Consider the following 17,019-nt stretch of genomic DNA (forward strand, 5'->3'; position numbering starts at 1 on the left):
GACTTCAGCCGAACACGAGCGCCCGGTGCGCGGCGGTGCCTGCGGTGACACCGTCCGCAACCGCCCAGCTCACGCTGTGCGGCATCCGCGCGACATCACCCGCGGCATAGACGCCGGGCACGCTGGTCAGCTTCATCGCGTCGGTGCGGATGACATGGCCCGCCGGGGTCTGTTCGAGCGCGCAGCCGAGCTGGTGCGCGAGCGGGCTGCCGAACTCCATCTCCGGCGCGACATAGAACGCCTCGATCGCGACCTGCCGGCCATCGGCGAGCGCGACATGGCTGAGTGACTTGCCCGGACCTGCCAGCGCGGCGACCGGCGCCGGCTCGAGCGCGATGCCGTGCGCGGCGAGTTCTGCCGAGCCCTCGGGATCGGGCATAGGGGCGCCGTTGAGGAATAGCGTGACCGGCCCCCATTCGGCGATCAGCGGCGCATGGTGGAACGACATGGGGGACGAATAGAGAATGCCGAGCGGTCGGTCGGCAAACTCATAGCCATGGCAATAGGGGCAGTGGATCACGCTGTGCCCCCAGCGTTCGGCGAGCCCGTCGATCAATGGCAGCCGGTCGCGGATGCCAAAGGCGAGGATCAGCTTTTGCGCGGTGCGCTCGCTCCCGTCCGCCAGCGTGACCGCAAAGCCGTCGCCCTCACGGCGTGCCTGCGCGACGCGGCCCTGAGTCAGGCTTGCGCTGGGATAGGCGGCGAGCTGTGTGCGGGCGCTGGCCAGGATCGCGCGCGGATCGCTGCCGTCATGGCCCAGAAAGCCGTGCGAGGCGGCGGCGAAGCGGTTGCGCGGCTCGTCCGCATCGATCACCGCGACGTCGCGGCGGGCGCGGGCGAGATAGGTTGCCGCGGCAAGGCCTGCGAAGCTGCCGCCGATCACGATCACGTCATGCTGCATGGGCATCCTCCAGCCGGTGCGGACCGCGATGCGCGGCGAGGCGTTCATGGAAATCGGCGCTGAGCGTGGCGAGAGTGACGTCGCCGAGCCGCGCGAGCAGCAGCGCCTCGGCCTCGCCGAACGCCTGTTCGAGGGCGGCATTGACCGCCTGTTCGACCAGGCAGCCCGGGGATTCGGTGCGGTTGCCGAGCGCGAACAGGCCGGGCGCGCCGAGCGCGTCATAGATGTTGCGCAGGGTGAGCGTCTCGAGATCGCGGGCGATGGTCCAGCCGCCGCCATGCCCCTTCTCGGCACGGACATAGCCCTGATCGCGCAGACCCGCCATGATCCGCCGGATGACGACCGGGTTGGTCTGCATCGCGCGCGCGAGTGCTTCGGAGGTCACCGGACCGTCCATCTCGGCCATGTGCAACAGGACGTGGAGCACGCCCGACAAGCGACTGTCTCTTTTCATGTAACATTACATGTTGCGTGTTAGCGGGCGTGTCAAGGCTCGACTTTGGCGGCGGCTTGGGCTCTAGCCCCGGCCATGGTCGATCTCGCCTCCTTCGCGCTTGCCGCTGCTGCGGGTGTTGTCGGTGGCGCGATGAACGGGCTGGCGGGTGGCGGATCGTTCGCGACCCTGCCCGCGCTGATTGCGCTGGGCCTGCCCGCAAACATCGCGAACGCGACCTCCAACGTCGCGCTGCTGCCCGGTGCGGCTGCGAGCGCCTGGGGGTTTCGCGACGAATTGGGGCCGGTGGCGGGCCTGTCGGTGGTGGTGCTGGCCACGATCACCTTCATCGGCGGGATCGCGGGCAGCCTGTTGCTGGTGCTGACGCCGAGCGACACGTTCGACATCATCGTCCCGTGGCTGCTGCTGTTCGCCTTCGTCGTGATGTTGTTCGGGCGGAGCGCGGCGGACTGGCTGCATGCGCGCGTCACGATCGGCAGGCCGACACTGGTCGGCGCGCAATCGGTGCTGGGCGTCTATGGCGGCTATTTCGGCGGCGGGGTCGGGCTGATCACTACCGCGGTCTATGGCCTGCTCGCCAATATCCAGCCGCGCGAGCTGTTCGCGATCCGCACGCTGATGCTGTCGGTCGCCAACCTCGCCGCCGCGATCGTGTTCACCGTCTTCGCGATGGTGTGGTGGTGGGCGTGCCTGCCGATGCTGTTGGGATCGATCGTCGGGGGCTGGGCCGGCGCGGCAATCGGCAAGAAGCTGTCGGCGCGCGCGGTGCGGGTGTGGACGCTGCTGGTGACGGCATCGACGACGGTGATCTTCTTCGTGCGGGCGTACGGCTAGGGTGCGGGCGTAGCCGTCATCCCGGCCTTGTGCCGGGATCCACGATGCCCAGAACGATACGATAGCGCCTCTTGCTCCCCGCCTGCCTCCCGGTGGATCCCGGCACAAGGCCGGGATGACGGTAACGAGCTAACGACCCGATTGCGGACATTGAGAGCTGGCAGAGATCGAGCTACCGTTCTTCCTTAGACGGAGGAGGGAAGATGGCCGACGATGCGATGGCGATAGCCACAGACACAGCGACCATCTGCATTTTCGACACGGCAGCGATGACCCATCGCAAAGATGATGTAGGTGACTGGTGGTCGATCCCGGCAAACGAATTGGCGGAGGCTAGGAGCGCGAACGCGCTGTTTCTCAATTTAGCAGAGGACGGAGACTACGCCGTTGAAGTTTCTTGCCTAATTGATCCAGCAATGCCCGGTTATTGTCTTAAATCTCCCACTGGCAGAGTATTTGTCGGCCCTGGTGAAGAGATGTCCGGCGGCGGCTTCGAGCCGACAGGGGCGTGGGGCGGCTTTTTCGTGACGGTGCCGCAAGGGTATCAGAAAGTGAGCGTAGTTCGTGCGGAGCGCGCGCTTACAATCAATTTCCAGCCAACCGAGCCGTTCGTGAACGATCTGGCAGATTTGATACGACTATGAGAACGACTGACAGCAGCTCATACCTTATGCCGCGTCCCTGCATTCCCTCCGGCGCGGGAAGGAGACCGCCCACCAATCGCCGAGCGCGTCGATCAGCGGCATCAGCTCGGCGCCCGGTGCGCTGAGGCTGTATTCGACGCGGAGGGGAAAGCCCTCATAGGCGGTGCGCGCGACCAGGCCGGCATCCTCGAGCTTGCGCAGCTCCAGTGTCAGGATGCGGTGCGAAATGCTGGGATTGTCGCGCTGGAGCTCGCTGAAGCGCTTGGGGCCGTCCTTGAGATAGTAGAGCAGCAACGTCGCCCAGCGGCCGCTCAGCACGCGCATCGCATCCTCGATCGGGCAGTTCGACACCACGTCCTGCATTTTTTCGGCTCCACTCCAGAAGTGACATTTTTGTGCGTAATTTACTTGGGCGCGCGCGTCCCTAAATGCCAGTCACACCGCGCGGTGATCCCCCAAAGATCACGGAGACTATCATGGAACCGACCCTGCTTTATGGCTTCCCGCTGGGGAGCTCGATGGGGCTTGTCGCCTCGCTCGAATGGCTCGGCCAGCCCTATCGGCTGTCCCGCGTCGACATGCTGAGCGAGATGAAGGCGCCCGAATATCTGCGCCTCAACCCGCGCGGCGAGACCCCGGTGTTCATCACGCCGGATGGCCGCGTGGTGACCGAGACGATGGCGATCGCCCATTGGATCGAAGCGCGCGACCATGAGCGCCGCGTCAGCTTCGACCCCGGCACGGCGGAAGCCGACCGGATGCACCAGCTGATCGGCTTCATCAACACGGGCTTCACCGGGTCCTTCATGCCCTATTGGGTGACGCTTGAGATGGAAGGCGGCGATCCGGACTATAAGGCGGCGCTGCGCCAGTTCGCGCGCGGGCTGGTCAACGACCGGCATGCACGGCTGGAGGAGCTGATCGGCGACGGGCCCTATCTGCTCGGCGATCGTCCGACCTTGGCCGATGGCGTGTTCATCGGCGTGGCCCGCTGGGGTGAATTCCACCAGGCGGTCGAGCCCGGCGCCTATCCGAAGATCGAGGCGCTGATCGCGCGGCTGATGGTCGATCCCGTGGTTGCCTTTGCCCAGGCGCGGGAGATCGGCGAAACCCCGCCGGGAAGCGGTGCGATGCTGGGCGAGATCCCGCTCGCCGAGATCCTGCGCACGCATGCCTGATTCCCTTGCCGCTGGCGCTTCCCCGGCGCCGGCGGCATAAGGTGTAAGTGGCCAGTGAACCGACAGTCTATCGCCACCGCTTGCCGACCCGGCTCTGGCACTGGGTGACGGCGGTCAGCGTGATCGTGCTGCTCGGCAGCGGCCTGATGATCCTCAATGCGCATGGCCAGCTCTACTGGGGCCAGTACGGCGCGAACTACGACCAGCCCTGGTTCCGCGTGGCGTGGGTCTTCGAGGGCGGGCGCGTGCCGGGCTGGCTGACCATCCCTTCGGCCTATAATCTCGCATTGGCGCGGCGCTGGCACCTGTTCTTCGCGCTGGTGCTCGCCTTCGCGCTGCTCGGGTTCATGGTCGTGAGCCTGCTCAATCGCCATTTCCAGCGCGACCTGCGCGTGCGGGCGAAGGAACTGACCCCCGCGCATCTTGCCGCCGAGGTGAAGGCGCATGCTGCGCTCCGCTTCCACGATCCCGAAAATCCGCGCGCCTATAACGGGCTGCAGAAGCTCAGTTATGTCGCGGTGATCTTCGTGCTGCTGCCGCTGGTGATCTTCACAGGGCTGGCGATGTCGCCGGGGATGAACGCGGCTTGGCCGTGGCTGGTCGACATCTTCGGCGGGCGGCAAAGCGCGCGGTCGATCCATTTCATCGTCGCGATGCTGCTGGCGGGATTCATCATCGTCCACCTCGCGCTGGTCATCCTGGCGGGGGCGTGGAACGAAATTCGGTCGATGATCACCGGCTGGTGGAAGCTGCCCGAATGAGCCTGATCACGCGCCGTTCGCTGCTGATCGCCGGGGCCGGGGGACTGGTTGCCGGATGCGACGCCGTCGGCAAGAGCGAGGCGGGCCGCGACCTGTTGTTCAAGGCAGAGGCGGTGCACAAGAGCCTGCAGCGCGCGATCACCGACCGAAACGCACTGGCCCGCGAGTTTTCGGAGGCGGACATGTCGCCGCGTTTCCGTGCCAATGGATCGCTGTTCCCGGCCGACCCGGCCTATCGCGCGCTGATGCGGGGCAATTTCGGCGACTGGCGGTTGCGCGTGGACGGGCTGGTGGCGCGGCCACTCAGCCTGTCGCTCGCCGATATCCGGTCGCTGCCGCAGCGCGTGCAGATCACGCGGCACGATTGCGTCGAGGGGTGGAGCGCGATCGGGAAATGGCATGGGCCGAAGCTCTCAACGGTCCTTGACCTTGCCGGTCTGAAAGACAGCGCGCGGTTCCTGGTCTTCCACTGCGCCGATACGCTCTATGGCCGGCCCTATTATGAATCGATCGACCTGATCGACGCGTTCCACCCGCAGACGATCCTCGCCTGGGCGATGAACAACCGCACGCTTCCGGTCGAACATGGCGCCCCGCTGCGCCTGCGGGTCGAACGGCAACTGGGCTACAAGCACGCCAAATATGTGATGCGGATCGAGGCGGTGGCATCGATCGATGCCATTCATGGCGGCAAGGGCGGGCTATGGGAGGATATCGCTGACTATGAATGGTATGCGGGGATCTGAAGGCAATTATTTCAGACGCCTGTGTTTTCCGCACTTGCGAACAGGGTTTGGCCCGCTAGCCTAGCGCCATGGCCCTGATCGACCATTTCTTCGCCCGCGCCATCAAGCGCGGGGAGTTCACCGTGATCCATGCCGACGGAACGGCGCGCAGCTTCGGCGCACCCGACCCCGAGATCACACCCGTCACCATCCGCTTCACCGACCCGTCCGTGCCGCGGCGGATCCTGACCGACCCGTCGCTCGGCGCTGCCGAGGCGTTCATGGACGGATCGCTGGTGATCGAGCAGGGCGACATCCTCGCGCTGCTCAACCTGTTCACCGCCAACAACAAATGGGAAGCGGGAACCAGCAACCTCAATCCCGGGCCGTTGAAGCGCGGCTTCGACAATGTCCGCTTCCGGCTCGACCGGATCAACATGGCGCGGCGGTCGAAGCGCAACGTCGCGCATCACTATGACCTGTCGGCGACGCTCTACGACCATTTCCTCGACGCCGACCGCCAATATTCGATGGCCTATTACACCGATCCGTCGAACAGCCTGGAACAGGCGCAGGCGGACAAGAAGGCGCATATCGCCGCCAAGCTCGCGATTCAGCCCGGCATGAAGGTGCTCGACATCGGCTGCGGCTGGGGCGGCATGGCGCTCTACCTGCACGCCAAGACCGGGGCCGAGGTGCTGGGCGTCACCTTGTCCGAAGAGCAGCTCAAGATCGCGCGCGAGCGGGCGGAGAAGGCCGGCGTCGCGGACAAGGTGAAGTTCGAGCTGATCGATTATCGCCACGTGACGCCTGAAAAATTCGGGGGTCAGTTCGACCGCATCGTGTCGGTCGGCATGTTCGAGCATGTCGGGACGGCGCACTACCGCACCTTCTTCCGCAAGTGCCGCGAGCTGCTGAATGAGGAGGGCGTGATGCTGCTCCACACGATCGGCCGCGCGGGCGGACCGGGCGTGACCGACGCGTTCACCGCAAAGTACATCTTCCCCGGCGGCTATATCCCGGCGCTGTCGGAGATCGTGCGCGGGCATGAGGGAATGCGGCTGTTCCTCACCGATGTCGAAGTGCTGCGGCTGCACTACGCCTATACGCTTCAGGCCTGGTACGATCGTGCGACCGCGGCGAAGGCAGAGATCGTCGCGCTGTATGACGAGAGCTTCTTCCGCATGTGGACCTTCTACCTCGCCGGATCGCTGTGCGCGTTCCGCAATGGCGGGCTGGTCAACTACCAGCTGCAATATTCGCGCTCGCGCACGGCGCTGCCGATCACGCGAGATTATATGGCGGAGGCGGAAGCGACGCTGCGGTAGGGCGCCCGGTGAGGCGCCCTTATTCCCAAGTGTCCCATGCCAGCCAGCGGAAGCTCAGGAACGAGATCGAGGATGCGGTATTGCCGTCACCGGTCCGGGCTGGTGTGAAGCGCGCGCGCTTCATGAGCCCAGCGCAGGTCGCCTCGTCGAGCGCCGGGATCAGGCTGGAGGCGATGATCGCGCATTGTGTCGTCTGCCCGGTTGCCGCGATATCCAGCCGGACCAGAACCTGGCCGCTTCTTCCCGCCCTGAGCGTGTTGGCGGGGTAGTCGTTCGCTGACATCCAATTCGCCGGATTCTCAACGGGTAGGGGAGGTGTCGTGATCTTCCTATACTCGGCCAGGTTCACGCCCCAGCTGGTGAGCAGATCATCCTCACAGGTGCGGACCGCGGCCAATGCGCCCTTCAGATTCACGCCGGTGAGCTTCAGGGTCTGGCGGCGATAGCTGAAGGTCAGCGTGTCTGCGCTCTCCATCGCCGCAACGTCTTCCGCGCGCAGCCCGCCGAGCGTGAGGTTGGTTCCGGCCTTCACCGATCCGTTCCGGCCTGCCACCGTGATCGGCTTTCCCGGCGCAGGTGTGATCACAAGGTCGCCCTTGCGGAAGCTGGGAGGCCCGTCGCGATTTTCCTCGATGAGCAATTGCGTGTTGGCGCGGCCCGGCAATAGCCGCAGCCACAATTTCACTTCCCGGCCGGAAGCGCCGAATGACTTGCCGATGTTGCAGGAATTATCGGCGTACTCGACGGTCCATTTGCTGGAAGCGGCGAGCGGCTGGACGGGTTCGGCCTGTGAGACCGCCGATGCGGACGCGGCGAGAAGAAGCGCAGGGCTCGACGGCATTCCGGGATGCTAACTCCGGCCGCTCGCCAGTCAAATGATTTGATATGCCCTATTTAATACCAATCTGTTCGGCATCTGCACCCAGATAGCGGGTGAGTTCTTCGCGGGTGATCTTCCCGTTCTTGTCGGTATCGACCGCGTCGAACCAGGCGTCGGCCTGGGCGAAGGGCGGCTGACGGGAGTCGATCGCGGGTCGCGGGTCGCCGGCCTTCTTCGCCTTTTGCGCGGCGGTATAGGTCGCGTTGACGGTTGCCTCGAAATCGAAGCGGGCGCGGACCTCATCGCGCTCGACTACGCCATCCTCGCTGAGGTCGAGATCGGCGAAACGCTCGGCGACGCGGCGTTCGGCCTCAGCCTTGGGTAGCGGGCCGGGGGCGACGCTGACGGGCGGAGTCTGGGCGGCGGCGAGGGCGAAGAGAATCAGCATGGGCAGAGCCATAGCACGAAGCGCCTGACCGGGGCTTGAACCGTCAGGCGGGGTATTTCGTGTTCATCCAGGCAAGCGCGCCGCGGGTCACCTCTTCGAGGGCGGCCATATCCACATCGGCGAGCTTGTTGATGTAGAGGCACGACTTGCCGGTCTTGTGCTTGCCGAGCTTTGCCAGAAGTTCCGGCTGCCGCGGGTCCGCCGTCACGACATAGAGTACGAGCTGCGCCTTGCGCGGCGAGAAGCCAAGGCGGCACATCGTTCCTTCATGGCCGCTGTCATATTTGTAGTGGTAGCTGCCGAAGCCGATGATCGATGGCCCCCACATCATGGGCGGTTCGCCGGTGATGCGTTCCATCATCGCGCAGACCGTCTCCGCTTCATCGCGGCGGACGGGATTGTCGACCGCCGCGATGAAGTCGGCGACGGTCACCTCGGTCGGTTTGGTCTTGATCTCGGCCATCGGACGGCTCCGCTGGATTTCGGTTCGAGCATATGCGCATGGGGACGCCATGCAAGCGGCCCAGCCCCTCGTCCTTACCCGCCGGTCGATCTTCGCGCAGGCGTGGCCGATCATGCTCGGCCAGACGACCGTGCCGCTGGTGGGGTTGGTCGACACCGCGGTGATCGGCTGGACGGGTGAAGCGGCGGCGCTGGCGGGCGTGGCGCTGGGCGTCGCGATCATCAATTTCATTTTCTGGGCGTTCGGTTTCCTGCGCATGGGGATGACCGGGATGACTGCGCAGGCGCATGGCCGCGGCGAAGCCGCCGAAGTCAATGCGCTGCTCGCGCGCGGGGTGGCTGCCGGGCTGGCGATCGGCGCGGTGCTGGTCGCGCTGCAACTGCTGATCGTGCCGCTCGCGCTCAGCCTGCTGGCCGGCGGCGAGACGCTGACCGCCGCCGCGCATGAATTCGTGACCGCTCGGTTCCTCGGCGCGCCGGCGGCGTTGGGCTTCTACGCGATCAACGGCTGGCTCTATGGCCTGGGCCGGACGCGCGACACGCTGTTGCTCCAGATCGCGATGAACGCGGTCAATGTCGCGCTCGACGTGCTGTTCGTGTGGCATTTCGGGATGGGCGCGCGGGGTGTCGGTCTCGGCACCGCGCTGGCCGAGTGGGTCGCGCTGGCGTTCGGCATCGTCATGGTGCTGCGGATCGCCGGGCCGGGCGCCTTGATGCGTCAGCGCGCAGGGTTCTTCGACCCCGTCGCATGGAAGCGGCTGTTCGCGGTGAATGGCGACATCATGATCCGCACCATCGCGCTGCTCGCGATGTTCCTGTGGCTCGCCAATGCCGGGGCGCGGCTGGGAACGGTGCAGCTTGCGGCCAACCATGTACTGCTGCAGCTGGTTGGGATCTTCGCCTTTGTGCTCGACGGCTTCGCCTTCACCGCCGAATCGCGCGTCGGCATCGCGATCGGAGCGGGGGCGAAAGCGGATTTGCGCCGCGCGATCCGGCTCACGGGCGAGTTCTCGCTTGGTTTCGGTCTGATCGCGAGTGCGATCGCTGCGGCGTTCGGCTGGCTGCTGGTCGACCTGCTGACCACCAATGCGGAGGTGCGTGCGGCCGCCTATGCCATGCTGCCCTTCGCTGCGCTGACCGCGACGCTCGGCGTTCCTGCCTGGCTGCTCGACGGGGTGTTCATCGGCGCGACGCAGGGACGGGCGCTGCGCAACGCGGCGATCCTGGCGACGCTGCTATATATCGGCAGCGACCTGTTGCTGCGGCCGTTCGGGGCGACGGGGCTGTGGCTCGCCTTCCTCGCCAGCTATTTCTTCCGGGCGGGGGCGTTGGCGGTCTATCTGCCCCGATTGTTCGCCAGTGTTGCGGAAGTGCCCCCACGGGCCTAGAGGCGCACGCGACCTTTTTCCTCTGGAGCGACGACAAGATGGCCGACAAGATCAATCGCGTGGTGCTCGCCTATTCGGGCGGCCTCGACACCAGCGTGATCCTGAAATGGCTCCAGCAGGAATATCAGTGCGAGGTGGTGACCTTCACCGCCGATCTCGGCCAAGGTGAAGAGCTGGAGCCTGCGCGCCAGAAGGCGCTCAACGCCGGGGTGAAGCCCGAGCATATCTTCATCGACGACCTGCGCGAGGAATTCGTCCGGGACTTCGTCTTCCCGATGATGCGCGCCAACGCGCTCTATGAGGGGCTGTACCTGCTCGGCACCTCGATCGCGCGACCGCTGATCTCCAAGCGCCTGATCGAGATCGCCAAGGAAGTGAATGCCGATGCGGTCAGCCATGGCGCGACCGGCAAGGGTAACGACCAGGTCCGCTTCGAGCTGTCGGCCTATGCGCTCAACCCCGACATCAAGGTGATCGCGCCGTGGCGTGAGTGGGATCTGACCAGCCGCACCAAGCTGATCGAGTTCGCCGAGAAGCACCAGATCCAGGTCGCCAAGGACAAGCGCGGCGAGGCGCCGTTCTCGACCGACGCCAACCTTCTCCACACCAGCTCCGAGGGCAAGGTGCTCGAGGACCCGTGGGAGGAAGTGCCCGATTACGTCTTCTCGCGCACGGTGAACCCGGAAGATGCGCCCGACACGCCCGAGTACATCACGATCGATTTCGAAAGGGGTGACGGCGTCGCGCTGAACGGCGAGGCGATGTCGCCGGCGACGCTGCTGGCGGCGCTCAACGATCTCGGCCGCAAGCATGGCATCGGCCGGCTCGACCTGGTCGAGAACCGCTTCGTCGGCATGAAGTCGCGCGGCATGTACGAGACGCCGGGCGGCACCATCTATCACCTCGCGCATCGTGGAATCGAAAGCATCACGCTCGACCGCGGTGCCGCGCACCTCAAGGACGAGCTGGCGCCGCGCTATGCCGAGCTGATCTACAACGGCTTCTGGTTCGCGCCCGAGCGCGAGATGCTGCAGGCGGCGATCGACCACAGCCAGCAGAACGTCAACGGCACCGTCCGCCTCAAGCTCTACAAGGGCGGGGTCTATGTCGTCGGCCGCAAGTCGCCCAATTCGCTCTACAGCGAGAAGGTCGTGACCTTCGAGGACGATCAGGGCGCCTACGACCAGCGCGACGCGGCGGGCTTCATCAAGCTCAACGCGCTCCGGCTTCGCCTGCTCGGGCGGCGCGACGGCTGAAAATTAACCATATCGGGCTAGCGCGGTCGCATGGATTCCGCGCGACCCCGGATATGGCGTGACGCGGCGCTGGCGGCTGCTATCGCGCTGCTGCTCAGCGCCGTCTGGGCGATGCGTGACTGGGCGGCGCTGTCGGCGCTGCATCTGCCCGATACCGACGATGTCGTCCGGCTCCAGCAGATCCGCGACTGGCTGGGCGGGCAGGCGTTCGCTGATCTCGCCCAGCACCGGCTGGGAATCGGCGGGGTCGAGATGCACTGGTCGCGGTTGCCCGACCTCGTGCCCGCGGCAATCATCGCGCTGCTGACTCCGCTGACCGGAGGGCACGGCGCCGAGCTGGCGGCGGTGATCGTCTGGCCGGCCTTGTTGTTCGTCGCCGCGCTGATCCTGACCGGATCGATCGCGCGGGCGCTGGGCGTGAGCGCGCCGGTGGCGATCGTCGTCGGGGCGCTGGCCTATCCCGGGAACGCGTTGTTCCTGCCCGGGCGGATCGATCATCACGGGTTGCAGATGGTGCTTCTGCTCCTGCTGGTGCGGGCACTTCTCGGCCGCGGATCGTGGCTCAAGGGCATTGCAGCGGGGATTGCGAGTGCCGCCAGCCTCATCATCGGGATGGAGACCGCGCCGTTGCTCGCGGCGGGCGGCGCGGTGCTGACGATCCGCTGGATCGCGGCGCGCCCGGGCGAAGCCGCGCGCATGGCCGGTTTTGGCGTAGCGCTGTCGGCTGCATTGGCCGCTGCCGCGCTGCTGCTGCGGACGAGCGGATGGGACTATCCTGCGTGCGACGGCTTTGCCGCGCCGGCGTGGCGCGCCGCGCAGACCGGCGCGCTGGCGCCGCTGGCATTGGCGGCCTTGAGTCCCTTCCTCACCGTCCTGCGGGTTCGTCTCGCCGTGGCGGGACTGGTCTGCACCGGAGCCGTGGTGGCGGCACTGGCGCTCTCGCCTGCCTGCCTGCGGCCCTATGGCGGCGTCGATCCGGTGCTGGCGCGACTCTGGCTCGCCAATGTCGCGGAGGCACAGCCGCTGTTCGTTGCACCGCTCGCGCATGCGATCGGTTACGCGGGACTGCTGCTGGCGGGGCTGGGTGCGACGCTCTGGATGGCGCGGCGATCGGGCAAGGCGGAGTGGCTCGTCCTCGCCGGTTTTCAGCTGATGTCACTGCTGATCGCACTGGTGCAGCTGCGCGGCGCCTATGCCGGCGCGATCCTTGCCGCCCCTGCTTTGGCCGGCTTGATCGCAATGGCGCGGGGGCAGGGGACTCTGGCGCTCGCAGCCGTGTGGATCGCTTCGGCCGGGCTCGTCTATCCCATCGCAGGAGCGGCCTTGTCGCCCGAAAGCGAGGCGGAAACCACAGCGGGGTGCGACGCGGGAACGGTCCTCTCCGCGCTCGGACCACTTCCACGCGGAACGGTGGCGATGCCGATGGACCTTGGCGCCTATGCACTGGCAGCGACGCCGCACAGCGTGCTGGCTGGGCCCTATCACCGCAACACCGCGGGCAATCGCGCACTCTACCGGCTGCTGCTGTCGAAGCCGGAGGCGGCATCCAGACAGGCGGAACGGCTCGGTCTCGGCTATCTGGTCGATTGCACCGGTGCCTATCCCGAGCTGGGAACCCCGCCACCGGGCTCGCTGCTGGCGGCACTGCGCGGCGGGAGTGCCCCCCTCTGGCTGCGCCCGCTGCCCGGCGGCAGCGGCGGCGCGCGCATCTACACGATCGCGCGATAACGGCCTCTGCGCCGCATCCAAACCGCTCTGGTAACGCGGTGATTTGGTGTTTTATCCGGTGGATCGCCCTTCAAGCGGCTTGCCGCGGGGTGCTGCGGCGCAGTAAGTGCGGCCGATGCAAGGGGGTTTCGAGGCGCCGCGCTGGTGGCAGACGCGCTGGTTCGTGCTGTTCGCGGCGATCGCGGCGGCAATCCCTTTGCTGTGGCCGGATATCCCGCCTCAGGTCGACTTGCCCGGCCATATGGCGCGCTATCGCGTCCAGCTCGCCCATGGCGAAGTGCCCTGGCTCAACGACTGGTACAAGTTCGAGTGGAGCCTTATCGGCAATCTCGGGCTCGACCTGCTGATCATCCCGCTCGAGCCGATCTTCGGGCTCGAGCTGGCGGTGAAGCTGATCGTCATCACCATCCCCGTGCTCACCGTCACCGGCTTGCTGTGGATCGCGCGGGAGGTGCACGGGCGTATCCCCGCGACCGCGTTGTTCGCATTGCCGCTGGCCTATAACTACGCTTTCCATTTCGGGTTCGCGAACTTTGCGCTGTCGATGGCGCTGGCGCTCAACGCCTTTGCGTTGTGGCTGCGGCTGGCGCGGCTCGGCCATATCCGGTTGCGCGCGATCCTGTTCGTGCCGATCGGCCTCGTCATCTGGGTCACCCACACCTTCGGCTGGGGCACGCTGGGCGTGCTCTGCTTTGCCGCGGAGCTGATCCGCCAGCACGACAAGCGCGGACCGCGCGAGGGCCCCTGGCACGCCGATTTCGTGCAGAGCTGGGTGGTGCCGTGGATCTGGGCGGGCATCCACTGCCTGGTTCTCGCTCCGCCGGCGCTGCTGATGCTGATGTGGCGCAGCGGCGGGCATGTCAGCGGCCAGACGGGCGACTGGTTCAACTGGCGCGCCAAGGTCTGGTGGACGCTGATGGTGATGCGCGATCGCTGGCAGCTGTTCGACATCGCCTGCCTCGGCGTGCTCTACCTGATTCTGTTCAAGGGCGTGCGCGATCCCAACATCCAGTATTCGCGGCACCTCGGCATCTCGGCGCTGTTCCTGATCGCGGTGTTCCTGCTGCTGCCGCGCGTGGTGTTCGGATCGGCCTATGCCGATATGCGGCTCGCGCCGTACATGCTGGCGATCGCGCTGATCGCGCTGCGGCCGAAGCCCGGGATGACGATGCGCGGCGCCAACACGCTCGCGCTCGCGGGCCTTGCCTTCTTCCTCGTCCGCATGGGGGCGACGACGTGGAGCAACGTCCTCTACGACAAATCCTATGACCGCGAGCTCGCCGCGCTCGAGCATGTTCCCGAGGGCGCGAAGCTGCTGAGCTTCGTGGGTGAGACCTGCTACAACGAATGGACGATGACGCGCCTCCAGCACCTGCCGGGCATGGCGATGGTGCGCAAGCTGGCCTATACCAACGATCAATGGTCGATGGCCGGCGGTCAGCTGCTGACGGTGCGGTACAAGCAGGCGCGCGGATTCAGCCACGACCCCTCGCAGATTGTCACCGACACCAAATGCCCGCGCGAATGGTGGCGCCCCGTCGCGGTCAGCCTCGCGCGCTTCCCGCGCCATGCCTATGACTATCTGTGGGTGATCAACCCGCCGCCGTACGACAAGCGGCTCGAAGCGGGGCTGATCCCGGTCTGGCGCGACGGCAACAGCGCACTGTTCAAGATCGATCACGGCCAGCCCGCCGCGGTGCTCAACCCGATCGACCTTGGCCCCTATCACGATCAGATCGAGAAGATCCGCGACTTCCTGAAGCGCGACAAGCAGAAGCAGATGGAAGCCTGGAGCGCGGCTCAGAAGAAGGTCTAGCCGTCCCCGTGCGCTAGGCGCGGCGGAAGGGCGTGAGTTCGCCGAGAAATTCCTGCTCATGGACCACGGCGGCACGCTCGCGCTCCAGATAGCCGGCGACCGCGCGGCGGAAACCGGGGTCGGGCAGGTAATGTGCCGACCAGGTGGTGACCGGGGCATAGCCGCGCGCGAGCTTGTGTTCACCCTGCGCACCGGCTTCGACCCGGGCGAGGCCGCGTTCGATCGCCGCCTCGATCGCCTGATAATAGCAGAGCTCGAAATGGAGGAAGGGGACTTCCTCGGTACAGCCCCAATAGCGGCCGTAGAGCGCGTCACCGCCGATCAGGTTGAGCGCGCCTGCGATCGGGCGTCCGTCGCGCTCGGCGAGCATCAACAGCACCTTGCCGCCCATCGCCTCGCCCAGCATCGAGAAGAAGGGGCGGGTGAGATAGGGCTGGCCCCATTTGCGGCTGCCGGTGTCCTGATAGAAGGTCCAGAAGGCATCCCAATGCGCTTCGGTGATTTCGGCACCGGCGAGGTGGCGGACGGTCAGCCCTTCCAGCGCGCGCTCGCGCTCCTTGCGGATTGCCTTGCGCTTGCGGGAAGAGAGCGCGGCGAGGAAATCGTCGAAACAGCGATAGCCGTCATTGTGCCAGTGGAACTGCGTGCCTGCGCGGATCAGCCAGCCTGCCTGCTCGAACAAGGGCAATTGTGCCTCGTCGAGGAAGGTGACGTGCGCGGAGGAGAGGCGGTTCTGATCGGTCACCGCTTCGAGCCCGGCGATCAGCCCCGGCGCCAGCGCAGCGTCGCGCAGCAGCAGGCGCGGGCCGGGGACGGGGGTGAAGGGCACTGCCGCCTGCAATTTGGGGTAATAGCGGCCGCCCGCGCGCTCCCAGGCATCCGCCCAGGCATGGTCGAAGACATATTCGCCCTGGCTGTGGCTCTTGGCATAGGCGGGGACGATCGCCGCGGGCGTGCCGCACGGGCCGTCGATCACGATCGGCAGCGGCTGCCAGCCGGTCTCTGCCGTCGCCGAGCCGGAGCGCTCGAGCGCGGAGAGGAAGGCGTGGGAGACGAAGGGATTGGCGTCACCCGCACACGCATCCCAATGCGCCGCCGGGATCGACGTCACTCCATCGGCGATGCGGGCTGTAATGGAAAGCACGAAGGCAACTTAGGTAGGGGGCTGCGCGACTGCCAGTCGGTTTGCCGATGTTAGTTTGCGGATCGATGCCAGCGCGCTAGCTTTCTAAACATGACTCGCGCAGACACGGCCCCATTGCTTGGTATTCGATACGTTGCGCAATTCTGGAGAAGTCATTTCTCGAATTCAAAGGCGTATCAGGCGTTGGAGAACGAATTGTGCGCGAATGTGCACAACCGAATCTTTGATATTCGCGAGCTTCGGCCGGATAGTCCAATTATAAGTGTCCGCTCCATCATCAGGGATATTGAAGAGCAAGAGGCGGCTATAAATGGAAGAAATTTTGCAAGTAGGCTATTCAATGTAGTCGAATTTCAGATAGTGTCATATGACAATGACATTGTTTCGCGTTGGTTGGAAGAAAATTCTGACTTTTCAAAGGGCAGAAGCTCTGATCGCTCTGTTGCAGAAGTGCTGGGACTGCATCTTCAGCCAGTAGCGGATATTTTGCTTTTTCTATGCGCGGTCACTTTTGGTGGTGCGATATCGACTGAACACCATCGGTGTTACCTTGATGAGGAATGGCTCTGCGCAGGGGAGGCGATCAAGGGATTTGAGCGAACCGGAGAAGGTCAGTTGTTTCGCCTGCCTGAGAAATCGCCATTTACGCTCGATCAGGTGATTGATTGGAGCAAGACGTGCGGGGGAATATGGCACGGTGAATCTCGGTCCGGCCTTGAGAAAGGAGTAAGCTGCCTTTCGCATTCATTCTATCGCGATTACCATAGTGCGTCGATGAACAAGCTCGTCTGGTCGACTGCTGGGCTGGAATCGATTTTTTGTGAAAGCAATTCCGCCATCAGCGAAAAACTTCGCAGGCGGATGCCATTGGTATGCGACATGATCGAATTTGAAAACGCGGATCGATCGGTTCGCGACGCTTATCATTTTCGGTCAAGAATACTTCACGGCGATAAGCCCATCATGAATTTGTACAGCCCAAATGACGTGGACTGGACACCGAAGCGATATGATGCGGAACTCGAAATCTACGGATCGCTCCTGCAGGCGCTCTTGCTCGCTTCCATTTGGAAGGCGATCTCTCGCGGATCTACGGACTTGGTATTCGTTGAGCGGGTCGATTTCCGCTGAG

Annotated in this window: 18 protein-coding genes; 11 read left to right on the forward strand and 7 right to left on the reverse strand. The window is 65.2% G+C overall.

Annotation, left to right across the window (positions count from 1 at the left end):
* Positions 1 to 4: 4 nt before the first annotated feature.
* Together AC07TU_RS17610 and AC07TU_RS17615 are read right to left on the reverse strand one after the other, a co-directional pair.
* Entirely contained in the window at positions 5 to 901 is an 897-nt protein-coding gene (locus AC07TU_RS17610; protein WP_495189222.1) for an NAD(P)/FAD-dependent oxidoreductase, read from the reverse strand.
* The gene (locus tag AC07TU_RS17615; protein WP_495189223.1) at positions 891 to 1,355 is read right to left on the reverse strand and encodes an Rrf2 family transcriptional regulator; all 465 of its coding nucleotides are present in this window, start codon (positions 1,353 to 1,355) and stop codon (positions 891 to 893) included. Before AC07TU_RS17615 ends, AC07TU_RS17610 begins: the two co-directional genes overlap by 11 nt.
* 75 nt (positions 1,356 to 1,430) lie before the next feature.
* Here AC07TU_RS17615 and AC07TU_RS17620 point away from each other — a divergent pair, with 75 nt between their 5' ends.
* Positions 1,431 to 2,189: a sulfite exporter TauE/SafE family protein gene (locus AC07TU_RS17620; RefSeq protein WP_495189224.1), complete on the forward strand. Its 759-nt coding sequence runs from the start codon at positions 1,431 to 1,433 to the stop codon at positions 2,187 to 2,189.
* A 203-nt stretch (positions 2,190 to 2,392) separates the two neighbouring features.
* Positions 2,393 to 2,833 (forward strand): DUF6386 family protein, encoded by a 441-nt coding sequence (locus AC07TU_RS17625; RefSeq protein ID WP_495189225.1) that lies wholly within the window; start codon positions 2,393 to 2,395, stop codon positions 2,831 to 2,833.
* A 24-nt stretch (positions 2,834 to 2,857) separates the two neighbouring features.
* Here the strand turns inward: AC07TU_RS17625 and AC07TU_RS17630 are convergent, their stop codons facing one another.
* A complete protein-coding gene (locus tag AC07TU_RS17630; RefSeq protein WP_495189226.1) occupies positions 2,858 to 3,196 on the reverse strand; it encodes a winged helix-turn-helix transcriptional regulator in 339 nt (112 codons plus the stop codon).
* 113 nt (positions 3,197 to 3,309) lie between these two features.
* Here AC07TU_RS17630 and AC07TU_RS17635 point away from each other — a divergent pair, with 113 nt between their 5' ends.
* From AC07TU_RS17635 to AC07TU_RS17650, 4 genes are all read left to right on the forward strand, one after another.
* On the forward strand, positions 3,310 to 4,011 hold the full coding sequence (locus AC07TU_RS17635) for a glutathione S-transferase family protein (protein ID WP_495189227.1): 702 nt from the start codon (positions 3,310 to 3,312) through the stop codon (positions 4,009 to 4,011).
* A gap of 80 nt (positions 4,012 to 4,091) precedes the next feature.
* Positions 4,092 to 4,772: a cytochrome b/b6 domain-containing protein gene (locus AC07TU_RS17640; protein ID WP_495189228.1), complete on the forward strand. Its 681-nt coding sequence runs from the start codon at positions 4,092 to 4,094 to the stop codon at positions 4,770 to 4,772.
* Positions 4,769 to 5,518, forward strand: coding sequence for a molybdopterin-dependent oxidoreductase (locus tag AC07TU_RS17645; protein ID WP_495189229.1), 750 nt, complete (start codon positions 4,769 to 4,771; stop codon positions 5,516 to 5,518). Before AC07TU_RS17640 ends, AC07TU_RS17645 begins: the two co-directional genes overlap by 4 nt.
* Positions 5,519 to 5,586: 68 nt before the next feature.
* Positions 5,587 to 6,825: a class I SAM-dependent methyltransferase gene (locus tag AC07TU_RS17650; protein WP_495189230.1), complete on the forward strand. Its 1,239-nt coding sequence runs from the start codon at positions 5,587 to 5,589 to the stop codon at positions 6,823 to 6,825.
* Between the two features lie 19 nt (positions 6,826 to 6,844).
* On the opposite strand, the gene AC07TU_RS17655 is transcribed toward AC07TU_RS17650, so the two are convergent.
* Genes AC07TU_RS17655 through AC07TU_RS17665 form a run of 3 tightly spaced genes read right to left on the reverse strand, consistent with a single transcriptional unit; the run spans position 6,845 to position 8,556 of the window.
* On the reverse strand, positions 6,845 to 7,666 hold the full coding sequence (locus AC07TU_RS17655) for an energy transducer TonB (RefSeq protein WP_495189231.1): 822 nt from the start codon (positions 7,664 to 7,666) through the stop codon (positions 6,845 to 6,847).
* A 49-nt stretch (positions 7,667 to 7,715) separates the two neighbouring features.
* Positions 7,716 to 8,093 carry an EF-hand domain-containing protein gene (locus AC07TU_RS17660; RefSeq protein WP_495189232.1) on the reverse strand — a complete coding sequence of 126 codons (378 nt, stop codon included), beginning with the start codon at positions 8,091 to 8,093 and terminating at the stop codon, positions 7,716 to 7,718.
* A 43-nt stretch (positions 8,094 to 8,136) separates the two neighbouring features.
* Positions 8,137 to 8,556 (reverse strand): DUF1801 domain-containing protein, encoded by a 420-nt coding sequence (locus tag AC07TU_RS17665; RefSeq protein ID WP_495189233.1) that lies wholly within the window; start codon positions 8,554 to 8,556, stop codon positions 8,137 to 8,139.
* Positions 8,557 to 8,605: 49 nt separating this feature from the next.
* Between AC07TU_RS17665 and AC07TU_RS17670 the strand changes: the two genes are divergently transcribed.
* The 4 genes from AC07TU_RS17670 to AC07TU_RS17685 all read left to right on the forward strand — a co-directional run bounded on the left by AC07TU_RS17670 (position 8,606) and on the right by AC07TU_RS17685 (position 14,743).
* A complete protein-coding gene (locus AC07TU_RS17670; RefSeq protein WP_495189234.1) occupies positions 8,606 to 9,943 on the forward strand; it encodes an MATE family efflux transporter in 1,338 nt (445 codons plus the stop codon).
* A 38-nt stretch (positions 9,944 to 9,981) separates the two neighbouring features.
* Positions 9,982 to 11,199 (forward strand): argininosuccinate synthase, encoded by a 1,218-nt coding sequence (locus AC07TU_RS17675; protein WP_495189235.1) that lies wholly within the window; start codon positions 9,982 to 9,984, stop codon positions 11,197 to 11,199.
* Positions 11,200 to 11,229: 30 nt separating this feature from the next.
* Positions 11,230 to 12,927 (forward strand): hypothetical protein, encoded by a 1,698-nt coding sequence (locus AC07TU_RS17680; RefSeq protein ID WP_495189236.1) that lies wholly within the window; start codon positions 11,230 to 11,232, stop codon positions 12,925 to 12,927.
* Between the two features lie 115 nt (positions 12,928 to 13,042).
* The gene (locus AC07TU_RS17685) at positions 13,043 to 14,743 is read left to right on the forward strand and encodes a hypothetical protein (protein WP_495189237.1); all 1,701 of its coding nucleotides are present in this window, start codon (positions 13,043 to 13,045) and stop codon (positions 14,741 to 14,743) included.
* Positions 14,744 to 14,756: 13 nt separating this feature from the next.
* On the opposite strand, the gene AC07TU_RS17690 is transcribed toward AC07TU_RS17685, so the two are convergent.
* Positions 14,757 to 15,887, reverse strand: a complete 1,131-nt coding sequence (locus AC07TU_RS17690) for a GNAT family N-acetyltransferase (protein ID WP_495189238.1) — start codon at positions 15,885 to 15,887, stop codon at positions 14,757 to 14,759.
* 90 nt (positions 15,888 to 15,977) lie between these two features.
* On the opposite strand from AC07TU_RS17690, the gene AC07TU_RS17695 reads away from it, so the two are divergent.
* Entirely contained in the window at positions 15,978 to 17,018 is a 1,041-nt protein-coding gene (locus AC07TU_RS17695; protein WP_495189239.1) for a hypothetical protein, read from the forward strand.
* The last annotated feature ends 1 nt before the right edge of the window (position 17,019 follow it).

The sequence above is a fragment of the Sphingomonas sp. GW821-FHT03E12 genome (assembly GCF_059420685.1).